Here is a 26,389-nt window from a genome sequence, read left to right on the forward strand (position 1 = left end):
AACCTGCCCTGCTAAGAATTCGCTAAATCTGCCTAGGCTTACTCATGGTCGAGATACTTCGGTACTGCAGGCAAGCTGTTGGGCTGATTCATGTACTGCGCCCAGGAGAGCACACGTTTCTTCATTTCCTCCACGTCAAGCACGCCATAGGCAAAGCCCTTGCGCAGCAGCGTTGGAGGAATGAACTTATCGTACTTTTGAAAGCGCGGCGCATAATGAGGGCCGAGCAGGTCAAGCGGGTCGAAGTCGCGGGCAGCCTCTTCGGTCACGATGTGGAAGAACTCCTCTGCGGTAGCTTCCATTTGCAGCATGATGTAGTACGGCTTGAGCGATTCCAGCTTTTCCAAGCCGAGACGCTCACCGCATTTTCTGGAGAGGAACATCTGCAACGCAGTGAACGAGTACGTACCCAGCCACGGGAACAACGCCCAAGTGTTTCCTCCCAGGTGAATGAGCGGCGAGTCGGCAAGGCCTGCATGGTCATACAACGAGCGAGCATCTTGCAAACGGAAGCGAGCATGGCGCATAAGGTACGGGTACATCGTGTTCTCAGCGAGAACATCCCTCATTCTTTCGAGAATTCGGGTATGAATGTCGCCCATCTCATCGCCGAAGAATGCAGGAACATTGCCTCCTGTAGGCTCAACATAGACTTCGTTGCGATGCCAGTCGACTTCCTTCACTTTCCACACATGTCCAGCAATAGCAAGCTTCTCGTCTTCTGGCGGTGGGAGAAGAACAGTACCCAACTGCTGTGAACCGTAATGAACGGTATATTCCTCAGTATCGTTGAAAACAGCGTAGAACTTGTAGTCATTAACTACTCTTTCACCCGTTGTTCCCAGGATGATCCCATCATGCTCGGTGAGCTCAATATGCCCGATTTTAATCAGGTGGGTCAGCAGTTCTCGGTAGTCATCGGTGCTGATATTGCTAAACGGCGAAAGAGTGAGAACTCGCGAGGCAAGCTCTGCAGGAGTCATCTCTCCATTCGATTTGAGCGTGCTCATCGTCTGATGGTAGAGAAGAGAGTACGGAAACCTGCCCAAACGAGGCGGTTCCACAAATCGCTCTTCTGTGTAGAGCTGAACCAATGCAATTCCTTGAATCAGCGACCACGGAATGCGCGCAGCAAATTCCGCATTCTTGTTCAGGTGATGTTCAGCCATCACAAACCACATTTGGGATGGCTGGCCTCGTCGGCCCGTTCTTCCCATGCGCTGAAGGAAGCCAGAGACGGTTGCTGGAGCTTCCGCTTGGAATGCTCGATCGAGTTTTCCCACATCGATGCCGAGCTCCAGGGTAGCTGTAGCGCAGATCGATTTCAGCGAGTCATCATCTTTCATATCCTCTTCTGCGCCCTGGCGTACTGCAGCAGAAAGGTTGCCGTGGTGAATGAGGAATCGATCCTCTTCCCCATTCTTCGCGCAATACTCACGAAGCAGTTGGCACAGCAGTTCGCAATCCTCACGGGAGTTGGTGAAGATGAGGCTCTTATGCCCCCTCGTGTGCTCGAAAATATAAGCAACGCTGGGCAGAGCGTACTCAGGAGCTTGATCCGTCGGCGGTTCAGGTTCGAGCGGAGCTTGGAGAAGTTCACCGGCGATCGCTGGGTCGCGATCATGATCCGCTTGATCCCCGTCATCGTAGAACTGTTCCATCGACAGCTGCCACACCTCAGGCTCGCTCTGAAAACGAGGAATAACAGTGCGCCTCGTTGTTCCGGCAGCAAGGAAGTCACCTACGGCGAGAGGGTCCCCTATTGTTGCAGACAAACCAATGCGGCGAGGGTCGCAGCCTGCCGTACGGCACAAACGCTGGATGAGAGCGAAGGTTTGCAAACCACGGTCTCCTCGCAACAGCGAGTGAATTTCATCAATGACGATGAAGCGAAGGTCCCCAAACAGCGAAGGGATAGCAGCATGCTTGTTGATCAGCAGGCTTTCCAACGATTCTGGGGTAATCTGCAAAATACCTGCAGGATGCTTGATCAGCTTAACTTTCTGGCTGGTGGAAGCATCACCATGCCAGCGGGTTACCGGGATACCCGCTTCCTGGCACAGCTCATTGAGCCTTCCAAACTGATCATTAATCAGTGCCTTGAGCGGAGCAATGTAGAGGACACCCACACTGGTGGAAGGCTTTTCTTCCAGCAGAGTGAGGATGGGGAAGAATGCTGCTTCCGTTTTTCCCGATGCGGTTGAAGCGCACAACAGCACGTGGTCATCCGAACCAAAAATGGCTTGACCAGCGGCATTCTGCACTCCCCTGAGCGACTTCCACCCAGAACGGTAAATGTACTCTTGAATGAAGGGTGCATACCTCGAGAAAACATCGATGCTGTGTGAGTTCTTGCTCTCCATTTTCCGCTCTTTTCTACTTACAACACTGAATTCTTCCTTATGAGTTATTACAAAGTGAACTGTGCGAACTGAGGCACAGTTTGGTTAGAAACACTCTCATCCTGCGCATAGGTGAAATCATCCGACTTCAGAAGCTCATCCACGCTCATATCAGGGTGCTGATAGATCAAATCCAACAATTCGATGAAGTCACGAATCACCTCGCGAGGGGTGATGTGATCATCCGCGCCAATACGCGCATACTCAATTTTGAGGAACTGTGCGAGGTCTTCATCGCTCAAATGCGGCTCGTAATCGTACAAGCCAGCATGCATATGCTCGAGTTTCTCACACAGAACAAGCATCTCTTCCATGCTCAACGGGTCGAGGCGAATCACCGGTGCGAGGAGGTCGCGGGCACCTGGGCGGGAGAACTTGCCTTCGGCCAAGCGGGAGCGGAGAGCTTCATACGAGTAGATTCCGCGACGGCTATCCTCCAAAGTTTGTGGAGTGGCACCCATAATAATTCCCAGGTAGCGAGCCTTGCCTTGCAAGGTGTCGTTATACATGGTGAGAATCTTTTCGTAGTTGTACTGGCGAGTAATGGCGTTCGGCACCTTATAAATGTTGATCAGCTCGTCGATCATGATGAGCATGCCTTCATACCCGGCCAGGCGGAAGAATTGGGCGAAGAGTTTGATGTACTCGTACCAATCGTCATCGGTAATGATGATGTTGATTCCCAAAGCTTCCTTCGCGTCACGCTTGAGCGGGTATTCTGCCCTGAACCAGCGGATCACTTTCTGCTTGAGCTCATCGTCGCCTTCCCGATAAGCCTGGTAGTAGAGGGTGAGCAGACGAGCGAACTCAAAGCCGTGAACCATTTCATTCATGGCCTGAGTAACCGCATAAATCTTGTTTTCTACCTGTGCTTCCAGTTCGGGAGCATCTGCAGAAAGGCCCGTCTCTTGCATGGTTTGAACCTGCACGTTGCTAATCCAGCGGTCCAAAATGAGAGTGAGGGCGCCACCTTCGGGCTTCGTCTTCGTCGACAAGTTAGTGATCAGCTCACGGTAGGTTGCTAAACCTTGACCGCGAGTGCCTTGCAGCCTGCGTTCTGGGGAGAGGTCAGCATCGGCAACAATGAAGCCACGGTCCATCACATAGTTTCTAATTGCTTGAATCAAAAAGCTCTTACCCGAGCCATACCTACCCACGATGAAGCGGAAGGAAGCCCCGCCTTCACTAATGATGTCAACATCACCTAAAAGCGCGTCAATTTCGCGTTTGCGGCCCACAGTGATGTACGGCAGGCCGATACGAGGAACGACGCCACCTTTCAAAGAATTGATGACAGTACGCGCAATTCGGCGAGGGATACGCCTGTTTTCGCGCTCCACGCTCTTTTCTTCACTCATCTTGATGTTCCTCTCTGAGCACAGCTCGTACGTCTTCTTCATAGTCAGGAACGAGCGAAAGGTTATCGCCATCGCTCTCAATGACGACATCGCCGATCTGCTCGTACAACGCATCATTGATAGCATCGGCAACCATCGATGCCATCAAATGCTTGTCGCGAAGGTTCTGGCTCACATCACTGCCCACAAGCAGCTTGGTTAAGACATCATGATACTGAGCAAGAACGCTCGTTTCGACCTTGCCAGTCTGGTCAGGTACATCCTCTAATTTCGTTGGAATAACAGGCTTTTGCGCAGGCTCTGGCTGCTGAAGTAGCTCCGGTTTCTGCGCGTTTTTTGTTTCTGGCTCGTTTTGCGCGACTTCCAACTCGATTTTTTCGCTCAGAGCGTTATCTACTCCCCTTTCTTCGTCGGTGAGCAGATTTTCCCGTGTCACATCAGCATCCCTGCGAATCGTCTTGAGCTGCGAAAAATCAATGGAAATCGCCGCAACCCGTGCCTTCGCCTTCTCCTCGCTCTGGCGAGCCTGATACTGCTGAACAACAGTGTGAGCAACCTGGTCAAAAACCTGATCTTGCGCCTTGTGCCGCAAGTAATGCCCAGTTTTCAAAAGCTTTCTCAGCACCAAATCAACCGAATGAACGAGTCGTCCGATGAGCTCGGTTTGGAAGAAAACCTTGTCATACCGCTTCATCATCCACTTTTGGTGGAGATATTCAATCGTCGTCACCTCAGTAAGGTGATACGTCACAGCCTGTTCTGGCCTGTCGATGAGCACGACAGCATCGCTCAATCCTTCTGACGGGTAGGTTTGCGGATTATCGAAGCACCGAACGAACAGGGGTTCACCCTCGAAAGGCGAGTCAGTGTTAATCTCACGCCATGCCTGGGCAAAAAGGTGGCGCGCAACCTCAGGGTTTTTGGCAACGGCAGGTGAAGCCGACACTTTTCCGCCACTAAAGTAGTCCAGCGCCTGGCACACCTCAGCATCGTTATGCTCGTCAAAATCCCTCAAGATTACCAGGTTGCTATCTTGTTCCAGCAGCTCAGGGTCGACATACTTGCGCATGGTTTGCGGCGGGAACGAATAGATAATTCCTAAGAAGAGCATCCAGCGCCGATACATGCTGATCGCTCCCAAAGGCCCTAAATGCTGCTTTCGCATGGCTTGCGTAAAGGCAAGAAGCTTATCGAGGGAATCTTGAACATCACGGGTACCAATGCCGTTGAGCAGCTCGTAAACGTACATGGTGAAGAATGCAGGGGAAGCCTGCTTGAGTGAGCCTTGCCGCACGTATTTGCGCCAAGTGAAGTAGCCGCGCAGTTGAGCTGCATTGAAATCGTGATAGGTCGGAGAAAACTTGATGAGATTCGTCAGCCACGGCTTGTCATCTTCATAATCTTGCATGAAGGTGCCTTGAACCACGAAGTTATGCGCATCGTTGATGTCACCATTGCGATGTTCATGGGTGTACAAGCTCTGCATTTGCAGAATTTTTTCCGGGATTTTCGCGCTGTTGCGCGGCAATCCGAGGTCGAGGGTTTCGGCCATGCGCTGCGCTTGTTCAGCGCGCTTACGCATCTCGGCGTTGAAAGCTTCTGTTGCGGCCGTGTGATCATGTACTGCGGGTTGGCTTGCGGCATCCTGTTGGTGCGGCGGGAGCATGGTAGGCGGCACGAAAAGCAGAGGGTCACTCACCTGGGCAGCGGATGCTTCAACAGTTTGGCGTGATGCTGGCGATGCCTTGCGAAGAGTCGAAGGCGAAGTTTCTGGGAAAGTCACTGGCGAAGTGGAATGTGGAGCAACCGGGTAAGCGGTTTGAGAAGCGAGAGGTTGTTCCTCGTTGACGTGCATTTTGTCGTAGAGTTTGCGTGCCATTCCGCGATACTTGCGCACGAGCTCCTGCGGGGCGTTCTCTCGAGCGATTTTCTGCGCGTGGTCGAGCAACATGTAGACGGAGTCTTCATCGCGTACCTTGTCGAAACGCACTCCGGCCCAGTCTTTTCCTTTCTTCCTGAAAGGCTTGGAGACTTGGCCCGAGACAAGAACACCGAACTCGTAGCCGCATTTGATGTCACAGCAGGGAACATCCTCGAAAGACTTTTCATCCCATAAGTCAATGATATAAGCGATAACCGTACCGCTGTGATGCTCGCTCACCGTGTATTCGTCAGGGTAATCTCCCCATCCCTTTTGCACGAGAACATCAAGCTCTTCTTGAGCTCGGGCATACTCTACGAGGTCGGAAAGTTCCACGGTCTGCCTTTCGTCGAACAGATGTTCCTCTTTTTGTTATAGCAGAAAATAAGAGAACAAAAAACGGAGAGGCAGAGCCCCTCCGTTTCCTGATTTTCACTTGTTCCGTTCACTACCGCTGCTCGACGAATCAGCAGGTGCTCGCCTTCACCATGGGAAGCTGAAGCGCGCTGATAATCTTGAGCGATGCTGTGAACGTTACTTTACCGACTCGAGTGCGTCAAAAACTGCTTCATAGTCAGGCTCATCGTGAGTTTCTGGGACGAGCTGAGTGTAAGCAACCTTACCTTCAGAGTCCACAATGACCACAGAACGAGCGTTCAGGCCAGCCAAAGCGCCATCCTTCATGCGAACGCCATAGTCCACACCAAAGTTGGAGCGGAAAGTGGAGCCTGTGGTCACATTCTTAATGCCTTCCACCGTGCAGAAGCGGCCTGCAGCGAAAGGAAGATCAGCGGAGATGCACAGCACCACCGTGTTGTCCAAACTAGCAGCGCGCTTGTTGAACTCACGCACAGAGCGTGCGCAGGTGTCCGTATCCAAGCTCGGGAAAATGTTGAGAATGACTCGCTTTCCCGCGTAATCAGAGAGGGACACATCGCTCATATCCGAGCCAGTAACAGTAAATGCTGGAGCTGGGGAGCCAACGGCTGGCAGTTCGCCAACGAGATGTACCAGCTCGCCACCCAAAGTAATCGTAGCCATACCTCTCATTATCGCGTATTGCTCAGCGATGGCGAGCTTGCAAGCGGTCAGCTGAATGAGGCAGGCGCACCCTTGACGGCAACAGTACTGTCACGTATGCGTGCCCATGTTGATATCGGAGTGCTCAACCAGTTCAACCAGGTGCTCGTCACCCGCTGTTGGGATGAAGACCATAACGAGGATAAAGACGAAGATGATGCCTGAATGGGACGATAACGCCTGACGCACTGTTCACAGCATTATCACTAACTTTCACTTCCAGCGAGAGCTCCTCACAGCACTGATATGCTTCTCACGTTAGAAGCTTCGGTGAAAGATGACAATGAAAACAACTGTTTTGGTGTTCCATCCTTCCCTCGAGAAGGCATATATCCACTCGCGCATGGCACAAGCTGCTCGCGATGCAGGAGCTGAGGTTCGCGATATGTACCAGCTCTACCCCGATTTCCAGATCGACGTGGATGAAGAAAAGCGCGTGCTCAGCGTTGCTGACCGCATTGTTCTGCAGTTCCCCATGTACTGGTACTCCTCTCCCGCCCTGCTCAAGCAGTGGGAAGATTACACTTTGCAACACGGCTGGGCGTATGGGCATGAAGGCAAAGCTCTCGCTGGCAAGGAGCTGCTCTTGGCCGTTTCAGCCGGAGCAAAACAGGAAGATTATCAGCACGAGGGTCGCTTCCACCACACTTTTGAAGAGATTCTCACTCCGTTTGAAATCACTGCTGAACATGTGAACTTGACCTACCTCACACCCTTCGTCCTCTCCGGCAGTCGAGATATTGAGCCGGGCAAGCTAGAGGACGCTTTGCGCGAATATCAGCAGGTTCTGAGCCAGTAAACCACACGCGGGCAGTTGTACCCATCAGCCGTAAAATTGTGTATGATTTCTCCGTCTAGGAGTGGAGCTGGCTCCACATCCCCCTCGGGATTAAGGAGTGACATGGCTGAGAACACTGCTGCAACATCTGCAACTTCAAACACCGCACCAACCTCTTCTCAAGGTGAGTTCTACCTGCGTCGAGCCACTGCTGATGACCTCGATGCAGTGATGGAGATTATCGAACAGGCTCGTGCCGTTCTTGCTCGCGATGGCATTCCTCAGTGGCAAGCAGGAAGGCCGAACCGTGGGGAGATTGCTCAAAGCATCGCCAAAAAGGTGACCTACGTCTATATGTCACCTGATGGCAGGGTTGCTGGCACAGCTTCTCTTGTTCCCGGCCCCGATCCCAATTACAACAAGTTGTATGCCGGCAAGTGGATTGAACCAGACGAAGAATACGTTGTTATTCACCGCGTTGCCGCTAACGCTGACTTCAAGGGCATGCATATGGGTTCGCGCTTGCTCGACGCTTTGATTGAAAAAGCACGTAAGTTGGGTTACCCACAAGTGCGCATTGATACCCACGACCTCAATGGGCGTATGCGCCACCTGATTAGCAAAGCTGGTTTCACGTACGTAGGGAAAATCCTCATTCACGGAGATTCCTACAATTCGCGTCGCGCCTACCAACTATTGCTCTAAGTAGGAACCACCCTTCTTCGCAGTAATGATGTGCTGAAGACGCGCGAGGTATTGCATTCTGGTTACTTTCTCAGCTGAGCTGGAAAAACTCAGGCGAAGAGGAATAGGCTAGAAGGCATGACTACATTAGATGCACCACAGAGCTCTACAGCTCCAATCCGTCCGCAGGATGACTTCTTCTATGCCATCAATGGCGAATGGATTAAGAATTATGAACTGCCAGCTGATAAGGCCGGTTACGGTTCCTTCAACAAGCTTGCCGATGATGCAGAAGAACAGCTGCGCGACATCGTTGAGGACCCCAACTCCACCTCCCCTCTTTCCAAGATCGTCTACAACCTGTTCATGGACACTGAACGCTTGGAAAAGGATGGTAATCAGCCTGTTCAGGCTTACCTCAAGCGCTTCTTGGACGTGACCAGCAAGGATGAGCTGCTCGCAACCCTGGGTGAGCTTGACCCTGTCGGTGGCCCAGCATTCTTCTCTATCGATGTGGATGCGGACCCAGGTAACCCAGAGATGAATAAGATGTTCATCGCTCAAGGTGGTTTGGGCCTTCCAGATGAGTCTTATTACCGCGAAGATCAGCATGCCCCTATTCGTGAAGCTTATGTTGCTATGCTCACTCGTCTCTTCCTGCTGGGCCAGGTGGATAGCGACGAGCAGGCTGCTCATGATCGTGCCGAGAATGTTCTGGCTGTAGAAACTGGTATTGCAAGCCATCACTGGGATCAGGTGACTGACCGCGATGACGACAAGACTTTCAACCCCACTACTTTTGCTGATCTCGCTGCTCGCATGCCTCATTTTGACCTTGCAGCTTGGGTTGCAGCCTGGCAGAAGGGCTATGATCAGACGCTTTCTGCTGCTGAGCTGCCTGCATCGATGAAGGATGCGATGAGCGAGCTCATCGTGCGTGAGCCTGACTTCTTCAATGGTTTGGATAGTGAGTGGGAATCTCGTAGTGTTGAGGATTTGAAGAACTGGGCTCTCGCTCATGTTCTCATTGGTTCGGCAAGCTATTTGAATAATGATTTCCAGCAGGCAAGCTTTGACTTCTATGGCAAGATTCTCAACGGTACGACGAAGATGAGGGACCGTTGGAAGCGTGCAGTCTCGCTCGTTGACACTGTCACTGGTGAGGAGATTGGCCAGGAGTATGTGAAACGCCACTTCCCTGCTTCTTCCAAGCAGCGTATGGAAAAGCTTGTTCAGGGTTTGATCGAGGCGTACCACGTTTCTATCACCAACTCGACGTGGTTGAGTGAAGAGACAAAGAAGAAGGCTTTGGAGAAGCTCTCCAAGTTCCGCCCAATGATCGGCTACACCAAGCATTGGCGTGATTACACTGCTCTGCACCTGGATTCGAGCCTGAGCTTGCTGGAGAATATGCATCGTGCTGACGCTTTCGGCGCAGGCATTGAGGTGAGCAAGGCTGGTAAGGCTGTGGACCCAGAAGAGTGGTTCATGACTCCTCAGACGGTGAACGCTTACTACGCTCCAAACATGAACGTCATCGTGTTCCCTGCCGCCATTTTGCAGCCACCATTCTTCGACCCTGAAGCGGACGATGCTACCAACTTCGGTGGTATTGGTGCAGTGATCGGCCACGAAATCGGCCACGGTTTCGACGATCAGGGTTCCAAGTATGACGGCGATGGTCGCATGCATAATTGGTGGACCGCTGAGGACCGTGAGAACTTCGAGAAGCTTACTCACGCGCTCATCGCTCAGTACGACCAGTTCGTTCCTCGTCAGCTCGAAGAGAAGTACGAGGCTGAAGGCAAGAAGGATCAAGCTCCTCACGTCAAGGGTGCTTTGACCATTGGCGAGAATATTGGTGACCTTTCTGGTGTGAATATTGCACTGAAGGCTTATGTTCTCAGCCTTGGTCTTCCTGCAAACAATGAGGAAGAGTTGGAGGCTGGTTTGGCTCAGGCTCCGGTGATTGATGGTAAGAGCGCAGCTGAGCGCTTCTTCCTCAACTATGCGGAGATCTGGCGTGGTGTCAGGCGTGATGAGATTGCTGAACAGCTGCTCATCATCGACCCTCACTCCCCAGCTGAGTTCCGTGTGAACGGCATTGTCAGCAACGTGGATGCGTTCTATTCCACCTTCCATGTTGAGCCTGGCGATGGCATGTGGATTGATCCAGATAAGCGTGTTCGCATCTGGTAATTCACCCACCTGCGCTGGCACAATGCAGCGTGAAAATCTCCATCCCCGTGTGATGGGTATAACTCACAGATGAAATGAAAGGCCGAGAGCATACAGCTCCCGGCCTTTTTGTGAGGAAGTATGAAAGAGAGGGTTTAGTTCATAGGCTCACATCGCTTCCGCGCCGACGAGAAAATCAGCATCAACGCTGTTCTTCTCCTCGTTTGCTGTATTCTCGTCGCTACCACCATCAGCATTGATTTCCTGGCTCGTGGTGTATTCGTCGAGCAGTTCAGCAGCATCCTCAGGGCAAGTGTCCTGTGTAATGTTGACACCTGATTGAGCCTTGCTGTCAGTAGTAGAAACAGGAGCTGTCAGCTGGTCGATACTCAGGTAGGACTTTGTTGTTGCATTTTGTGTCTTGCGTAAGCGTCGATAGGTTGAAGTCCCAAAGAGCAAGTCATGGCCCATGGATTGAGCTTTGAGCACGAGCAGGGAATGCTTATCGTCTCCTTCTCCCCATTCATCGGTTTCGAGGTAGCCACTGACTAACACGGAGTCACCTTTACGAATAGAGCCGGCTACATTTTGCGCGAGAACTCCGTAGCAGTGGACGGGAAGCCACGTAGATGGGCGCGCCTTCCACTGTTGTGAAGCAGCATCCCAATAGCTTCGTGATGCTCCTAACCTGAAGGAGCAGCCGCTCGATTGGCCGGTACGCGAATGTACTGCGAAGAGCTTCGGGTCAGTTCCTACAAATCCGCGCATGATGATGGATGGTGTGGTAGCCATTGCGCATTCCTTTCTCAGAGGGTTTCAGCACACTGCGTGTCAGTACACTGCGTGCTGCCAGGAGCACTTCAGAGGTAAAGAACATCAGCCGCAAAGAATCATTCGCGTTGCTGCTTGCCGTTCTCACTGGTGAAGCGTTCTGAGATGAGTGTCGCAGGATAGGCAAGAGTGAACAGGTAATTTTTGAAAATGTGGATAAAGTGCGACTTGGTTTTCCACAATTTCAGAAAACACTTGACAGTTCCAGTCGTGCCCCGCGACTCGGCGCGCTTTGAGAAAAATCGGAGCGCTCGCTACTATAAATGCGGGGATGTAGCTCAGTTGGTTAGAGCAGCGAACTCATAATTCGTTAGTCCACGGTTCAAGTCCGTGCGTCCCCACCACTCACACCGCTCATTCCAACGCATGCGATTGCTCCCACAAGCACACATTCCCTCTTTCGTGCGTCGTCACTCATTTTCCGCGTTTTTCGACACATTTTGTGAAAATCTCACCACAATAGCGCAGGGTGCGGCATATACTGGGAAACAGTGTTCCGCAGGACTGAGTAATTTCACTCACGTCCACGGCGCAGCCGGAAAAGGTCTCCAGAACCTCGAAATGCTCGCAGCGCAATGACGCAGCGTGGCAATCTTGGTTCCTACTCCCATTCGGCGGTTGTACTGCAAACAGTGCTCACGGAGGTTTACCCCGGAAAGGTAAGCCAGAAAGCAGCGCGGCAACGGAAGCACAGTCGCGATCCGCATCCGAGCGAAGGACACGCACAGCAGACTGTCTGGAACAGTCACAGTGTTTAAGGATGGTGAGGTATGTGTCAACACGACGTCAAACGAAGCCAAAACCTTCGTTTCGCTGTGCTTACGCATGCTGCAGCCACCACTAGTCCGAGAATCTGATGAGTACTGTTATCACGAAATCAACAATTCCTAGTAACCTCAACCAACCTGCAGCCGCACACCGCGTGCGAGTTCAGGAAAGTGTCAGCAAGGACAGCATGGCTACTTCACCAGCTGGCGGGGCAGGCGAAGCCTCATTTGAAAAATCTGAAGGCGCATCAACCGACTCTTCCCAACGCCACTTCATTACTCACGATCACGATGGTTTCCATCTCAACTACGCAGCACGCCAGTCTCACCTGCCGCATCGCAGGGAAATTCAAATGCGCTCCCGTCGCTTCTCCGACCACCTGCGCGAAGAAGGCGTAGCTCGCGCACTGTTCGGCTGGATGCGCAACAACATGTTCCTGAGCATCCTGGTCATCGTCGCCGTCGTCACGAGCTTCTTCAACACCCCTCAGTGGAGCTACGTCGACTGGCATATCATCGCCATCATGTTCGAGCTGATGGCAGTGCTCTGCGCCTTCGAACGGTACGGCGTGTTGCAGTGGTTCTCGATGAAAATTCTCTCCCGCGCCCACAACGAGCGCAGCTTGAGCATCGCCATGAGCCTGGTTGCCTTGGGCTTGGGCATGTTCGCCACCAACGACGTGACCATCCTGACCATCATCCCGCTGGTGTTGATGATGAAGAAGCGCACAAGTACGCCGATGTACTTGCAGATGACGCTGGTCACGATCTGCGCTAACTTGGGCTCTTGCCTCACCCCGTTTGGCAACCCGCACAACCTGTATATTTATACGCATTTCAACATCACGCTGGCCGAGTTCATGCGCTGGTCGGTACCACTGTTCCTCACCTCTTTAGTGCTCATTTTTGTTACCTTGGCATTCGTTCCCAAGAAGCCGATCGAGATTAGCAAAGACGACATTCCTCAGCTGGTGATGAAGAAGCGCATCATTCCGTTCGCTTTCCTCGCCGTTGTCGTTTTTGTGAACTTGCGCATCAACGATTGGCGTGCTGACGTGATCTGCGCCGTCATTGCCCTTGTGGTGACGATGCTCTTCGACCCTCGCGTGCTCTTCCACATCAACTGGAACCTGATTTTCACGCTGTTCTTCATCTTCATCGGCATTCAAAACATCGCTCATATGAGCTTCCTGCAGACTGCTTTGACCGCATTGGTGTCCTCGCCAATCGCCACATACATTTCTGCTTTGCTCATGTCGCAGGTGATCACGAACGTGCCGGTGACGGTGCTGCTGGCCAACTTCATCAATCATGGTTCGGCTGCAGCTCTGTTCTTCGGTGCTGATATCGGCGGTTTGGGTACCCCGATCGCTTCTTTGGCTAACTTGATTACCATTTCGCTGGCCAACAAGCAGTACCCTGAGGAGTCCAAGCCGTTCTTGCGTCAGTTCTTGACACTTAACTTTATTGCTCTGGCAATCTTGGGTACGCTTTTTGGCGTGCTTCAGCATGTCGGTTTGGTGTAGCCCTCAAGATTATCAGTTCGCTTTTCTCTTGTGCCTCGCATTCGTGAGCGGGCTCATCACATAATGGCTCCGGTTTTCGCCGGAGCCATTTGTTGTTTACAGCGGGTGAAGGCTGCACAAGAACTGTGGCAGCTCGCTGGTAGCTCTCGAGACCAAACCGGATGAGTTCAGCGAGTTCACCAATGCAGCGAGTTCACCAATGCAGCGCGCTCAGTTCATCAAGAAGTCGAGAATATTCATACCGGTATCGGTATTGGCCTTGAACAGCTCCGTGTAGCCGCAGCGCGTGCAGGAAACCGTAATGAAGCGCTTGTTCTGCACGTCAAAGATCTTCGCAAAGTTACCGCCAGTTGCTTGGAACTGGTCAGAGGTGAAGCTGCAATTGCCGCACTTCGCGCACACGTATTGCATTTGGCCAGGCTGAGTGTATGGCTGTGTCATCTTTACTCTTTCTCACAACAATAGAATTTCTTCATTATCGCATGAAATCTCGCACTACGAGTAACCACAAACTGCCAGCTCGTCACACCATTGCGCGCGATCAGAGAGGGTTAAAATCATGTGCGCGCCGCGCATAAGCCACCGCACATAACTACCGCTCAGTGAAATTTGGCCGTGTAGAGAGCCTATGGGATACTAGAAGAGGTGTGCTGGCCGCAAGCGTGACGCATAGGCTAGCAAAATCGCTGGAATTCCAACGTTCCTTAAGGATGGATCAGACTTGGCTGACATCATTTATCAGATGATCAACGCCCGCAAGGCTTTTGGCGACCGCGTCATTCTCGACGATGTGACCATGAGCTTCCTTCCGGGCGCAAAAATTGGCGTGGTTGGCCCTAACGGTATGGGTAAATCCACGCTTCTGCGCATTATGGCTGGCTTGGAACCGCTCTCGAACGGTGAAGCACAGCTCGCACAGGGCTACACGGTTGGCCTGCTGCAGCAGGATCCGCCGCTGGACGAAAACAAGACGGTGATCGAGAACATCGAATCCGCTGTCGGCGAGATGAAGAAGAAGCTCGACCGTTACAACGAGATTGCTCTCGAAATGGCTCAGCCAGATGCCGACTATGAGAAGCTCGGCGACGAGATGAGCTCCCTGCAGGCTGAAATTGACGCAGCTGACGCATGGGATCTTGATAATCAGCTTGCTCAGGCAATGGACGCCTTGCAGTGCCCACCGCCGGACGCGGATGTGAAGGTGCTCTCTGGTGGTGAACGCCGTCGTGTAGCACTGTGCAAGATCCTTTTGGAAGCTCCTGACCTGCTTCTGCTCGACGAGCCGACCAACCACTTGGATGCTGAGTCCATTCTGTGGCTTGAAGGCTTCTTGAAGAACTACAAGGGCACAGTTATCGCCATTACCCACGATCGCTACTTCCTCGACTCTTTGGCAGAGTGGATCTGCGAGGTGGATCGCGGCCAGCTCTACCCTTACAAGGGCAACTACTCCACGTACCTGGAAACCAAGGCAAAGCGTTTGGAAATTCAGGGACAGAAGGATGCCCGCCTTGCTAAGCGTTTGAAGAAGGAAATCGAATGGGCTCACTCCTCCGCGAAGGCGCGTCAGGCAAAGTCTCGTGCTCGTCTTCAGCGTTATGAGGAGATGGAAGCTGAAGCTCGTAAGTTCCAAAAGCCCGATTTTGCTGATATTCACATCCCACCGGGGCCACGTCTGGGCACTCAGGTCCTTGAAGTCGAGCATTTGCACAAGCAGTTCGGCGACCGCGTGCTCATCGACGACCTCTCCTTCTCACTTCCACGTAACGGCATTGTCGGCGTGGTTGGCCCGAACGGTGTGGGTAAGTCTACCTTGTTCAAGATGATCACTGGCTTGGAGAAGCCAACCAGTGGTGAACTGAACTTGGGTGAAACGGTGTCGATTTCCTATGTTGACCAGAACCGCGCTGGCTTGGACCCGGAAGCAACCTTATGGCAGGCTGTTTCCCATGGCGACCAGCTCATCACCGTCAACGGCATGGAGATTCCTACTCGCGCTTATGTTGCCAGCTTCGGTTTCAAGGGCACAGATCAGCAGAAGCTCGTTCGCGTGCTTTCTGGCGGCGAGCGTAACCGCTTGAACTTGGCTTTGACGCTCAAGGAGGGCGGTAACCTTCTGCTGCTCGACGAGCCGACGAACGACTTGGATATTGAAACCCTCGAGTCGCTGGAGAATGCTCTGCTCGACTTCCCTGGTTGCGCAGTGGTAATCTCCCATGACCGTTGGTTCTTGGACCGTTTGGCTACCCATATTTTGGCGTGGGAAGGCACGGACGATGACCCAGGCAACTGGTTCTGGTATGAGGGCAACTTCCAGGGCTATGAGGAGAATAAGATTCAGCGTCTCGGCCCGGATGCTGCCAAGCCTCACCGTTTGCATCGCAAGCTGACTCGCGGCTAAACGTAGGCTTATCAGGCTTATGAAGGCGAGAGAAACCGGTCAGTTTTCTGGCCGGTTTTTCGTATCCGTCGGCGAGCTTGGGCTTGTGGCCAGGCTCGAACCTGTGGCCAGGCTTGGGCTGTGGCATGGCCCGAGCTTGTGGCCAGGCTTGATCGTCTGGCAAGGCTTGGGCTCGCGAAGGCCGTTTCCCCAAATTTCGTCATGAACGACTAAGGATTATCAGTATGGGTGAAAAATCACCGTTTGAAAACCTCGTCAACGCTGTTCGCGCCGACGACATCACCGACCAGCGTCACGCAGTAGAAGTGGCGGAAACCATCATCGAAGAATGTCCTGAAGTGCGTACCTTCAATGCACCGAGCCTCTACTTCCCCACCGGGCGCGTCTACGGTGGCCAGATGGTGGCGCAAGCTCTGATGAGCGCAGGAATGAGCGTGGAAACGAAGCCTAGCCGACTGCCACACTCTTTCCATGGTTATTTCGTCTCGTCGGGTGATATGAGTAAGCCGATCGACTACCGCGTGGAAGTGCTGCGCGATGGTCGTAGCTTCTCCGAGCGTTCCATCCGCGCCTATCAGGGTGAGAAAACCCTGCTCACGGCAATTGCGAGCTTCCAGGTTGCTGGCCAGAAAGGTTTGGCCTTTGCCGATCAGCAGCCCAGCGACGTTCCTGACCCGGAAAGCTTGCCCAGCTCGATTTCACTGATGGAACCCTTCGCCCAGAAGTCTCCGTTGGCGAATTATTTCGCTAACGAGTCCAGCTGGGATATTCGCCATTGTGAAACCCCTGTTGTTCTGGCTCCGGATACGAGTGAGCAGGGCCGTCGCGGTGTTCAGATGGTGTGGATGCGAGCGATGAGCGCTGGTATGGATGCTGATGCCCTCGCCCAGGTGAAGAAGGATCAGCTGCTGCAGCGTGCGCTTCTGGCCACTGGCTGCGACCAGATTATGATGGAGCCTGCTCTTCGTCGTGCAGGTCTGAGCTACTCGATTCCTGGAATGAGTTTCACTTCTCTTGACCATTCGATGTGGTGGTACCAGTCAATCGATGTAACCCGTTGGCATCTCTACGTTCAAGATGCTCCTGTCGCCCGTCATTCTCGCGCTTTGTGCCGCGCTCGCGTTTTCCAAGACGGCAAGCTTCGCGCCGAGATTACCCAGGAAGCCATGATCCGTGTACCGCAAACGCACTGAGCAGAACCGCTCGTAGAGTAAGTGAACTGAAATTTCTTGAGATTACCACAGCGCATATTCCCCTGTGGTAATCTCCTTTCTTTATGTTCTCTGGTTGCTGTTGCGAAGTGTTAATCTTCCTGCGTGTTGAGAACTACGGTTCCCATAATCAGATCAGCAATAGTTTGCTTATTTGACGTCACCAATGGAAAAAAGAAAAAGAAGTACACGTCTATTATCTCTCCACAGGGTGCGCTTGAGTAGCGTGCAGCAAGGGATACAACAAGTTGAGGAAGAAGCAGCCAAAACAGCAGAGAGAAAACGCTCTCAGCGCTTGCGGCGAGTTTTCGCCTTCGACGAGCTCTTTGTCAAACCGGTAGCACGCTGCGAAGAGGACGCAGAAGAGGACGAAGAAGCGCCCGCTTTACGCGAAGCTTTCTTCGCCGCCACCTTCACACGCGGAGCCAAACGGTTCGCCAGATTCGCCACGGTGACCGGCTTGCCATCTTTCAACTCGTCCAAGGCCTCATTCACCTGGTCGGTGGAATCCTGCTGGTCGCCCACCACCATTTGCGGGCCACGCCACGAGCGCACCTTCACCAAAGCGGGAGTATCCGAATTGACCGCCTGCTCTGCCTTGGGAAGAGAGCCGGAAGCCTGCGAGCGAATCCAATCAGCCAGCTGCTGGTCATTGTGGAAGACCAACATGTTGGAATCCTTCACCAGCCTGGAAATCTGGCGGTATGTAGGAAAGTCAAGGTCGTTATTCATCGACTTGCGCAAACTGGCCACCTGCTCGGCAACCTCCGAGTTTTCACCAAACTCGGCGACCAAAGCCTCCAGAAGGGCCGTCACTCCCCTGTAGCACGTGATCGGATCCTTGCTCACATTCGAGCGCGAGTAGACGTTCACTACATACCAGGCCTGCGGGTCGATGCGCGTGTGTGCCAAAGGCTGAGCTTTACGCCAATTATTGCCCTTCAACACGTCAGTAACAGCAGGAGCGTCACGCTGAACCAGTAAGGCGAGTACCTGCTGCTCCATATGCGTCCACAAATCGCGCGCATCCACATAGCGCGAGCCGACAGAACCCGAACCGTCCGAGACTACTTTCACTGCGCGACGCGTCAGAGTTCGCAAAGTGACAGAAGGGTCTTTCGCTGCTGCTTGAGCCTTCTTATTGCTGCCCGGCTTCACACCTTCAGGGCCAAAGCCAGCCACCACATCGAGAAGGTCGACAAAAAGGTTTCCCAGCTCGTTGTGGTAGCGATCCGTCAGCAGCGGGTAGGTTTGCTGAGCTGGGTACACTTCTACGCGCTCAGCTCCCGTTTCCGTATCGGTCATCACCATAGCGACGGAATTGTTGTCGCGAGCTGCAGTCAGTCGATAGTTCTTCATACTTCTATTGTGTCATCTCTTGAGTCAATTATTACGGGAAGAGGGAAAATGGCAGGACTTTTTCTTCACTTGCTCTTCCTTCTTTTGCATCGCGTCGGCAACAGGACGCTTCTGGTTGGCTTTCACCGTTGGGTTTTCTGGCCCATCGATCGGTGGCAACTCACACCAATGCTCGACCACAATTCCCACGATCAGGTCCACCAGGCTCGCCAGCGCTGCAACGCCGCATTCCACCATGGTGTGCTGCGCCCACGGAGAGTCCGGGTGAACGGCGATAACGAGCAACTGGCCCACATACCAGCCCATCAGCGCGGGCCCTACAATTTCCAGCGCCTTGCCGAAAGCCAGCGTCATGAAAGCTCGCTGAGGGTCAAGAGAGGGCAGGTCTCCCTTGACGTAGCGATGCACTTGCCAGCCGAACACGCCGACAACAATACCCACCAAGATTAACAGCGCAGGAACCAGCCAGTTCGCGCCCAGCAGCGTCACAGGAAGGTTCTGCGTGAAGAGCGCGAACAGTGCGCCGACAATCAGGCCTGCTACGCCGGCTAACGCCATAACGTACCACGCAGTTCGGCGAATCTTCACCTTATTCTCCTTCCTCAGAAGTCGGGATGTCATTGACGGCATCATTGCCCAGAATCCAGGTTTGCGACACCATTTCCACACCATCACGGTCAGGAGCGTGCTTGAGAAGCTCCGTCACCGGGCCACCATGCTCGCCGGTGAATTCAAAATCAGGGTCGATATCAGCCAAAGGTGCAAGCACGAAAGCCCTCTGCCAAGCGCGCGGGTGCGGAAGAGTGAGGTCAGGGTGAGTCGAGACTATGCCGTCGAAGTCGATGATGTCAAGGTCAAGTGGGCGGGAACCCCAATGCACTTCACGTGTTCTACCGTGTGCTGCTTCGATGAGCTGGAGAGCTTGCAGTAGTTGAGGCGCGCTCATCGTGGTGTCGAGTTCCACTACAGCGTTGAGGAAATCAGGAGTGTTTTCTTCCATCCCCCACGGCGTGGTGCGATACAGTGGCGAGATTCCTACAATCTGGTTTCCTTTGAGCGCGTCCATGCTCACCACTGCTTGGCGTAGGGTGCTGGCGACATTTCCCAAGTTGCCGCCCATGGCGATGATGGCGTGGTGGACTCGCGGGCTGTGCTCGCCTTCTGGCTCCTGTGCAGCGTCGGCGTCGTAAGCTGCAGTCGTCTCTCCACCTGTTCCCGCGCTGTCGACAACATCGCGCGCAGCCATCTCTCGCCCAGCGGCCACCTCTCGCTCAGCCGATCGCCTACTCGCTGCCATCATCTCGCGCGCATCAGCTTCCTGACGGGCGTTCACACTCGAGCCGTAGAGCACCTCATCAGTCTCGCCCGCCTCCTCGCGCGCCTGCTCGCGCACTGAGCGGATCGGCATTTGCGTGCGGTGAATGCTCACACTCACATCGCTAAACGGCACGACCAGCGGCGCTTGCGGCTTATGGATTGTCACATCCACCGCTTCAATGGCCGCAGTGAGAAGAATGGCGGTGGCAATCTTGTTGGCTAAATACTCGAGCAAGTTCACCTGTTCACTTTTCACCGTGGAAACGATGCGGCGAGCGATCTGGCCATAGTCGACGGTGTCGGATAGCTTGTCGGAAAGCCCGGCCTTGCTCAAATCGAGGTGCAGGGTTGCGTCGACGATGAAGGTTTGCGGGTATTGCTTTTCCTTGGCAAGAACGCCGTGTGCCGCTTCGATGCGGATTCCGGTGAGCGTAATGGTGTCGCTCATTCACTCCTCCTCGGTTTTCGCTTGTTCGCTCGTGGTCGCCGGCTGATTCGCGTGAGTCAGGTCGGAGCAGGCCGGCGCGGTAGAGTGCTCAAACTGGCGGGCGGTCTCCCACACAGCGAGCGCGTCACGGCTGGCTTGAACATTATGCACGCGCACCGCCCACGCACCCTTTTGCGCGGCCAAAACGCTGATCATCGCAGTGGCCACATCCAGCCTGTCGTTACTCACTTCTTGACTCACTTCTTGCGGCTCAAGATTATCAGTACGAGCACTTCTCCCCAGCCCATCATCCAGCAGCGTCTTTTTCACGAAGCGCTTGCGGCTCGCCCCGATCAACACGGGGAAACCCAGTTGTTGCAGCTCTTCAAGGTGTTCGATCAGCGGGTAGTTGAGCTCAGGGCCGGGCTTGGAAAAGCCCAGGCCCGGATCAGCGATGATCTGTTCGGGTTTCACGCCCGAGTTGAGCACGCTGATAATCTGGCGGTGTAATTCGGTAACAGTATCAGCAACAACGCCATACTCGTACTTCGAAGAGTCGCGACCATCAAGCCAGCCGCGCCAATGCTGGACGATGTACGGCTTGCCGGTGCGGGCCAGAAGCTGAGGCATGTGAGGGTCGAGAGTGCCGCCAGAAACGTCGTTAATAATGTCAGCACCTTCGTCGAGAGCAGCCTGGGCGACGCTTGCACGAGTAGTGTCAATGGAGAGCTGGACGTGATGAGCGTGAGCATCCTCACGAATTGCTTGAAGAGTACGCGTGATGCGGTTAATCTCCTCGCTCTCGCTCACCCTCTTGGCTCCCGGACGCGTTGATTCTGCGCCGATGTCGATGATGTCAGCACCCTGCTCGATGAGAGTGTGGGCATGCGCTGCGGCGGCTGAGGTGTGCAAGTAGAGGCCACCATCGGAGAAGGAATCCTCGGTGACGTTGAGAACGCCCATGATTAACGTGCTCATACAATCCTTTCACCATACACAAAGGCCGGCGGCTGTGAAGCTCACCGGCCCTCGCGCTTAGTTGTTCGACAGACGAGCAGAATTGAGGATCAAACTCATTGCTTCTGCACGTGTTGTCGGGTTGACCATACGGCCTCGGATAGCCGAGGTGATGGTGCGCGCATTCGCCTTACGCACTCCGCGCATTGCCATGCACATGTGTTCTGCTTCGGTGACGACGATCACTCCGCGAGCGTCGGCGTACTTCATCAGCGCGTCGGCAATCTGAGCGGTCATCTGCTCTTGCACTTGCGGCCTGCGGGCGTATACGTCCACCAAGCGCGCGAGTTTCGACAGGCCCAACACGCCTTCTTTGCCGGGGAAGTAGCCGACGTGGGCAACTCCGAAGAAGGGAAGCAGGTGGTGTTCGCACACCGAGTAGAACTCGATGTCGCGAACGAGAACCATCTCTTCTGAGTTGACGGGGAAGCGCTTTTCCAAAATCTCGCGCGGATCGGTGGTCAAGCCTTCGAACAGTTCGGTACTGGCGCGAGCGATCCTGTCAGGAGTTTCCCGCAAGCCCGGACGGTCAGGGTCGTCACCGATCGCCTCGAGGTAGAGACGAACGGCTTGGCGAACCTTGGCTTTGTCGACTGGCGGATACTGGCGCTCCAGCGAATCCTCAGCGGCCTGAGCGTCACCGACCTGAGTGTCACCAGCCTGAGTGTCACCAGCCTGAGCGTCACCGACCTGAGCTGCCTCAGCGGCCTGTGGCTCGCCAGCTTTCAGGCGTAAAGCGCTGGAGTTTTCCTCAACACAGGACGAACTCATTGCTGCTTCAGCCTCTCCTCTTCACGCTCTTCAGCTTCCTTCGCATACTTGCGTAGCTTTTCAGGAATGGCAACCGGTGGGCGGTCAGAATCAGGCCTATTCGGGTCGGACAGCCACTGCCTGCGTTCAGGAGCCTTCTTAATGGTCGAGAAGATGCGCTTGAGGTCCTTTTCGTTCAAGGTTTCCTTATCCAGCAACTCGGTGACCATCTGGTCGAGCAGATCACGGTTATCGTTGAGAACCTTCCACGCTTCCGTGTGAGCGTTCTCGACGAGCTCGTGAACCTCGTCGTCGATAATCTCCTGCGTCTTCTCCGAATACGGGTGAGGAGCGATGTTGGAAATGTCATCACCCTGAGGTTCAGCAGAATTCCACTTCACCGCGCCCAAACGAGTGGAGAAGCCATATTCCATGATCATCGTGCGAGCAATGCGCGTGGCCTTCTCAATATCGTTGGAAGCGCCAGTCGTTGGATCGTGGAACACGATTTCCTCAGCCGTGCGGCCACCCATGGCGTACGCCATCTGGTCGAGCAAGCCTTCGCGCGACTCCGAGTAGCGATCCTCGGTTGGCATGACTGCGGTATAGCCCAAAGCCCGCCCTCGAGGAAGAATCGTGACCTTTGTGACTGGGTCCGTGTGATGCATGGCTGCAGCAACCAGAGCGTGACCAGACTCATGGTAGGCGGTGTTACGCAGCTCTTCCAAAGCCATGGAGTGCGTGTGGCGGCGCGGGCCTTCCATCACGCGGTCGATGGCCTCGTCAATAGCACGATTATCAATGAGCTGAGCATTCGAACGAGCCGTGAGCAAAGCTGCTTCGTTGAGCACGTTAGCGAGGTCAGCACCAGTGAAGCCTGGCGTGCGCACAGCGATCATATGCAAATCGATATCCGGAACGAATGGCTTGCCCTTCGCGTGAACGCGCAGAATAGCTTCGCGGCCTTCCAAGTCAGGAGCTTCCACACCCACCTGGCGGTCGAAACGGCCTGGGCGCAGCAGTGCGTTATCCAACACGTCCGGGCGGTTGGTTGCGGCAATGACAATCAAGCCGGTGTTGTTGTCGAAACCATCCATTTCGACGAGCAACTGGTTGAGCGTCTGCTCGCGCTCGTCATGGCCGCCGTTCATGCCGGAACCACGCTTGCGGCCCACAGCATCAATTTCATCGATGAAGATGATCGCCGGAGAGTGCTTCTTGGCTTCGTCGAAGAGTTCACGCACGCGGGAAGCACCGAGGCCGACGAACATCTCGACGAAGTCAGAACCAGCCATAGCGTAGAATGGCACGCCTGCTTCGCCTGCAATTGCGCGGGCGAGAAGAGTCTTACCTGTTCCTGGAGGGCCGTAGAGCAGCACGCCACGAGGAATGCGAGCGCCGAGGCGACGGTACTTTTCTGGGTCCTTCAAGAAGTCCTTAATCTCTTCGACTTCCTGAACGGCTGCTTCCTCACCGGCGACATCAGAGAACTTGGTCTTAGGGATCTCTGAGTCAGGAACGCGCGATTTATCAGCGCCTCCGCCCATGCCGAACAGGCCTTGGGAGCCGCCCATCGAGCGCGTGACCCACCACATCGCACCAATGAGCAAGAGCATTGGCAGCAAAGTGGTAATCAGAACGTTGATCCACGATTCACTCGGCACTTCGGAGTTAAACGTGTAATCCGAGTTGGTCTTGGTGACGTCTTCGACCGCCTTGACCACCTGGGTTGACTGGCCGAACACGTAGTAGAAGACGACGCGCTTGCCGTAGTTGACTTCGCGCTTGTTGACGGTCTTCTTGAAGTCGGACTTGAGCTCCAAGCTGACGGTTTGGTGGCCTTCTGTGATGGTTGCGCGCTTGAGTTGCTCAGGCTGCTTCATCAAGATTGTCAGGCCGTCTTGGGTGCTAATGGTTTTTGGAGCCAGAGCGCGGTTGACTTGCAAGCCAACGAGTGCGGCGAGGATGAGAACGACGATCCACACCCACACCTGCTTATACCATGGCTTGTTTGGCTTGTTGCCCTGCGGAACGTTCATGTTGTTTCGCGGGTCGCGAGGGTCGTTGCCGCGGCGAGGGTCATTGCCCCTGCCTGGTCCAAACCCCTGAGGTCCACCGGGACCTCCTTGCGGAAATGTCATTATGCCTTCCCTTCGCGGGCGAATACCTTGCCATCCACACTAGTGAAACAGTGCATACACTGATCCTGTGGTGGCACCGTGTTCTAGTTTTCCATGGATGAGTGACTGGAAGTTGAAATTATCCTGAAAGCTGTCTGATAATCCAGCATCGAACTGCACTTCAGCAGAGGCGTCGAGATGTGCGCAGTCTATGCACTGATCATGCGTCGGTTACCAATCAGGCAACGCAAAAGGCTTCTGACATGAGCCAGAAGCCTTCAACGGTATGAAAAGTAAGTCTCAGCGCACGTCGCTCGTGCGGACAGCTGCAGTTTCCCGAGCGAAGTGTCAGCGCACGAATGAGCACAGTGACAAGTTGAGGTATACGCCTTAGTTTGCATAGACTTTCGGGTCAAGAACACCAATAAAATCAAGGTTGCGGTAGTGATCGTTGTAATCCATGCCGAAGCCAACGACGAACTCGTTAGGAATCGTGAAGCCCAAGTAGTCGATCGGCACCTCGTACTCGCGACGCTCCGGCTTGCTCAACAACGCCATCACCTTCACGGAGGCGGCACCACGCCTCTTGAGCTCGGCAATCAGCCAGTTGAGCGTGTAGCCAGAGTCGACAATGTCCTCCAAAATCAGGACGTTCTTACCGGCGACGTCAGTAGTGAGATCGGAACGCACGGTAATGGTGTGACTGGATTCCATACCCGAGCCGTAGCTGGACAGGGACATAAAGTCGACGGGGGTGGAGATGCTCATGCGGCGGGTCACCGAGACGAGCGTATAGGCAGCACCCTTGAGAACGCCGATGCACAAAAGATTATCAACGTCGGCATAATCCTGGGAAATCTGTGCGGCAAGCTCGTCAAGCTTGGAATCAAGCTCCTCATGGGAGATGAGCACCTGGGAGATGGAATCTTTCACGTCATCATATTTCATGGTTTTATCCTGCCAATCTTTCGTTACTGCCAGTTAACAAAACGTGGGGTTCCTGTGAAATTCGATGCGCAGGTCGGTGATTGCCCTGGCTGCTGACGCGGTGGCTGCGGCAGGCACTGTGGTTGCGCTGGCTGAGGTTCGCAGACTTTTGCTTTCCTGCGTCTTCACCCTCTTGAAGCTCACCACTCTCCCTCGACGGTCAAGAAGGCGCAGTTCTGTGTTGAGCGTCGGTCTGCTGGCCAGATTCAGCACTTGGCGAACTTTCTCACGGTTAGGCTCCACATTTGCCCGCTTGAGCAGGCGCATCACAAGCCTTGAGCCCAGCACCTCGTCGTCGGTGAGCACTGAGGCTGGCAACTCGAGATTATCAGTGCCCTCAAGTCGCTTCACGCAGGTGCGTTCCAGCTCGTCGACTCGCCTTTCCAGGCTCGTACGAAGAGCTTGCTCGTGGTGGGCTACGCTCGCCAGATGCTCGCTCACGCCTTCCCCACCGAGTTCCTTCATCAGTGGAATCAGCCGCTGGCGAATCTGGGAACGCAGAGGAAGGTCGGAAGTGCTGAGGGCTGAATCGCCATTGGTGGGGTCATCCCACCACTGAACCCCGAAGGCTTCGCAGATGGCCGTAGTCTGGGCGCGTGTGATGTGTAAGAGCGGGCGAAGGAAGGCGACGTCATGGCGAATGAACGCGGGTGGCATCCCGACGAGCGCATCGGGGCCTGCAGAGCGCAGCAAACCCAGAAGCACAGTCTCAGCCTGATCATCCAACGTGTGAGCAAGAAGCACTGCGCTCGCCTGAATCCGCTTGGCGTGTGCTGCAATCGCGCGATATCGCGCGGCACGAGCGGCGGCTTCTGGCCCGCCGCGGCGAGGGTCAACGCTGATACTGATAATCTCAGCGTGTTCGCAACCTAAACCCAGCGCAACCTGACGAGTGTTGCGGGCGACCTGGGTAGAGCCGGGCTGCATGTGGTGGTCAACGCAGACGGCGGCGACGCGCCAGTTAAGCTCGCGCCCGGCGAGAATGGTAACGGCGAGGAGAGCCAGAGAATCGCGACCACCGGAGACGGCGACCAGCACCAGCGGCTGGGCAGGCTCAGTGTGCTGCGCGGGATGGGAGGACGGGGCGGTCTCAACGTGCTTAACGGACTGGGCGTGCTGAGAGTGCTGCGTCAGGGTCTCTTGTGCGCGAAGGCTTGCGAGCACGGCCTCTCGAGCGAGGCGAACTGCCTGCGATTTGCGCGGGCGAAAATCAGCAATTAAGTGCGGGCGGCGAACAGAAGAAGCGGGAGCCTCATCACAATCCATGCGCGCCTC

20 protein-coding genes and 1 tRNA gene are annotated in these 26,389 nt (G+C 54.3%); 7 read left to right on the top strand and 14 right to left on the bottom strand.

What is annotated here, in order from left to right:
• Positions 1–38: 38 nt before the first annotated feature.
• From AEAE_RS04360 to tpx, 4 genes are all read right to left on the bottom strand, one after another.
• Positions 39–2,363 carry a DEAD/DEAH box helicase gene (locus AEAE_RS04360; RefSeq protein ID WP_218841005.1) on the bottom strand — a complete coding sequence of 775 codons (2,325 nt, stop codon included), beginning with the start codon at positions 2,361–2,363 and terminating at the stop codon, positions 39–41.
• Positions 2,364–2,410: 47 nt separating this feature from the next.
• A complete protein-coding gene (locus tag AEAE_RS04365) occupies positions 2,411–3,760 on the bottom strand; it encodes an ATP-binding protein (protein ID WP_094689894.1) in 1,350 nt (449 codons plus the stop codon).
• A complete protein-coding gene (locus tag AEAE_RS04370) occupies positions 3,753–6,017 on the bottom strand; it encodes a TerB N-terminal domain-containing protein (protein WP_094689895.1) in 2,265 nt (754 codons plus the stop codon). The genes AEAE_RS04365 and AEAE_RS04370 overlap by 8 nt, the downstream gene beginning before the upstream one ends.
• Positions 6,018–6,215: 198 nt before the next feature.
• Positions 6,216–6,722, bottom strand: a complete 507-nt coding sequence (gene tpx, locus AEAE_RS04375; protein WP_094689896.1) for a thiol peroxidase — start codon at positions 6,720–6,722, stop codon at positions 6,216–6,218.
• 322 nt (positions 6,723–7,044) lie between these two features.
• On the opposite strand from tpx, the gene AEAE_RS04380 reads away from it, so the two are divergent.
• The 3 genes from AEAE_RS04380 to AEAE_RS04390 all read left to right on the top strand — a co-directional run bounded on the left by AEAE_RS04380 (position 7,045) and on the right by AEAE_RS04390 (position 10,422).
• Positions 7,045–7,560: an NAD(P)H-dependent oxidoreductase gene (locus AEAE_RS04380; protein WP_094689897.1), complete on the top strand. Its 516-nt coding sequence runs from the start codon at positions 7,045–7,047 to the stop codon at positions 7,558–7,560.
• Between the two features lie 102 nt (positions 7,561–7,662).
• Positions 7,663–8,244, top strand: a complete 582-nt coding sequence (locus AEAE_RS04385) for a GNAT family N-acetyltransferase (RefSeq protein WP_158520497.1) — start codon at positions 7,663–7,665, stop codon at positions 8,242–8,244.
• A gap of 117 nt (positions 8,245–8,361) precedes the next feature.
• Positions 8,362–10,422, top strand: a complete 2,061-nt coding sequence (locus AEAE_RS04390) for a M13 family metallopeptidase (protein WP_094689899.1) — start codon at positions 8,362–8,364, stop codon at positions 10,420–10,422.
• A gap of 147 nt (positions 10,423–10,569) precedes the next feature.
• Here AEAE_RS04390 and AEAE_RS04395 read toward each other — a convergent pair whose 3' ends face one another.
• Complete coding sequence (locus AEAE_RS04395) at positions 10,570–11,193, bottom strand: single-stranded DNA-binding protein (protein WP_094689900.1); 624 nt, start codon at positions 11,191–11,193, stop codon at positions 10,570–10,572.
• A 306-nt stretch (positions 11,194–11,499) separates the two neighbouring features.
• Between AEAE_RS04395 and AEAE_RS04400 the strand changes: the two genes are divergently transcribed.
• Both AEAE_RS04400 and AEAE_RS04405 read left to right on the top strand, forming a co-directional pair.
• Positions 11,500–11,576, top strand: a tRNA-Ile gene (locus AEAE_RS04400).
• A 512-nt stretch (positions 11,577–12,088) separates the two neighbouring features.
• On the top strand, positions 12,089–13,525 hold the full coding sequence (locus AEAE_RS04405) for an SLC13 family permease (RefSeq protein WP_094689901.1): 1,437 nt from the start codon (positions 12,089–12,091) through the stop codon (positions 13,523–13,525).
• A gap of 210 nt (positions 13,526–13,735) precedes the next feature.
• Here AEAE_RS04405 and AEAE_RS04410 read toward each other — a convergent pair whose 3' ends face one another.
• On the bottom strand, positions 13,736–13,966 hold the full coding sequence (locus AEAE_RS04410) for a zinc ribbon domain-containing protein (RefSeq protein ID WP_211277525.1): 231 nt from the start codon (positions 13,964–13,966) through the stop codon (positions 13,736–13,738).
• A 280-nt stretch (positions 13,967–14,246) separates the two neighbouring features.
• Between AEAE_RS04410 and ettA the strand changes: the two genes are divergently transcribed.
• Both ettA and AEAE_RS04420 read left to right on the top strand, forming a co-directional pair.
• Positions 14,247–15,926, top strand: a complete 1,680-nt coding sequence (gene ettA, locus AEAE_RS04415; protein WP_094689902.1) for an energy-dependent translational throttle protein EttA — start codon at positions 14,247–14,249, stop codon at positions 15,924–15,926.
• Positions 15,927–16,150: 224 nt separating this feature from the next.
• A complete protein-coding gene (locus tag AEAE_RS04420; RefSeq protein ID WP_094689903.1) occupies positions 16,151–17,119 on the top strand; it encodes an acyl-CoA thioesterase in 969 nt (322 codons plus the stop codon).
• Between the two features lie 306 nt (positions 17,120–17,425).
• Here the strand turns inward: AEAE_RS04420 and AEAE_RS04425 are convergent, their stop codons facing one another.
• The 8 genes from AEAE_RS04425 to tilS form a co-directional block, all read right to left on the bottom strand.
• The gene (locus tag AEAE_RS04425) at positions 17,426–18,496 is read right to left on the bottom strand and encodes a hypothetical protein (RefSeq protein WP_094689904.1); all 1,071 of its coding nucleotides are present in this window, start codon (positions 18,494–18,496) and stop codon (positions 17,426–17,428) included.
• A 24-nt stretch (positions 18,497–18,520) separates the two neighbouring features.
• Positions 18,521–19,117, bottom strand: a complete 597-nt coding sequence (locus AEAE_RS04430; protein WP_158520501.1) for a DUF3180 domain-containing protein — start codon at positions 19,115–19,117, stop codon at positions 18,521–18,523.
• Positions 19,086–20,261, bottom strand: coding sequence for a 2-amino-4-hydroxy-6-hydroxymethyldihydropteridine diphosphokinase (gene folK / locus AEAE_RS04435; protein WP_094689906.1), 1,176 nt, complete (start codon positions 20,259–20,261; stop codon positions 19,086–19,088). The genes AEAE_RS04430 and folK overlap by 32 nt, the downstream gene beginning before the upstream one ends.
• Positions 20,262–21,218 (bottom strand): dihydropteroate synthase, encoded by a 957-nt coding sequence (gene folP / locus AEAE_RS04440; RefSeq protein ID WP_094689907.1) that lies wholly within the window; start codon positions 21,216–21,218, stop codon positions 20,262–20,264.
• 57 nt (positions 21,219–21,275) lie between these two features.
• Complete coding sequence (gene folE, locus AEAE_RS04445; RefSeq protein WP_094689908.1) at positions 21,276–22,028, bottom strand: GTP cyclohydrolase I FolE; 753 nt, start codon at positions 22,026–22,028, stop codon at positions 21,276–21,278.
• Positions 22,025–24,148, bottom strand: a complete 2,124-nt coding sequence (gene ftsH, locus AEAE_RS04450) for an ATP-dependent zinc metalloprotease FtsH (protein ID WP_094689909.1) — start codon at positions 24,146–24,148, stop codon at positions 22,025–22,027. Before ftsH ends, folE begins: the two co-directional genes overlap by 4 nt.
• A gap of 369 nt (positions 24,149–24,517) precedes the next feature.
• Positions 24,518–25,075, bottom strand: a complete 558-nt coding sequence (hpt, locus tag AEAE_RS04455) for a hypoxanthine phosphoribosyltransferase (protein ID WP_094689910.1) — start codon at positions 25,073–25,075, stop codon at positions 24,518–24,520.
• Between the two features lie 33 nt (positions 25,076–25,108).
• On the bottom strand, positions 25,109–26,380 hold the full coding sequence (gene tilS, locus AEAE_RS04460) for a tRNA lysidine(34) synthetase TilS (protein ID WP_094689911.1): 1,272 nt from the start codon (positions 26,378–26,380) through the stop codon (positions 25,109–25,111).
• Positions 26,381–26,389: the final 9 nt, after the last annotated feature.

Origin of the sequence: Aeriscardovia aeriphila (assembly GCF_002259595.1) — a bacterium.
Classification (GTDB): Bacteria; Actinomycetota; Actinomycetes; order Actinomycetales; family Bifidobacteriaceae; genus Aeriscardovia; species Aeriscardovia aeriphila.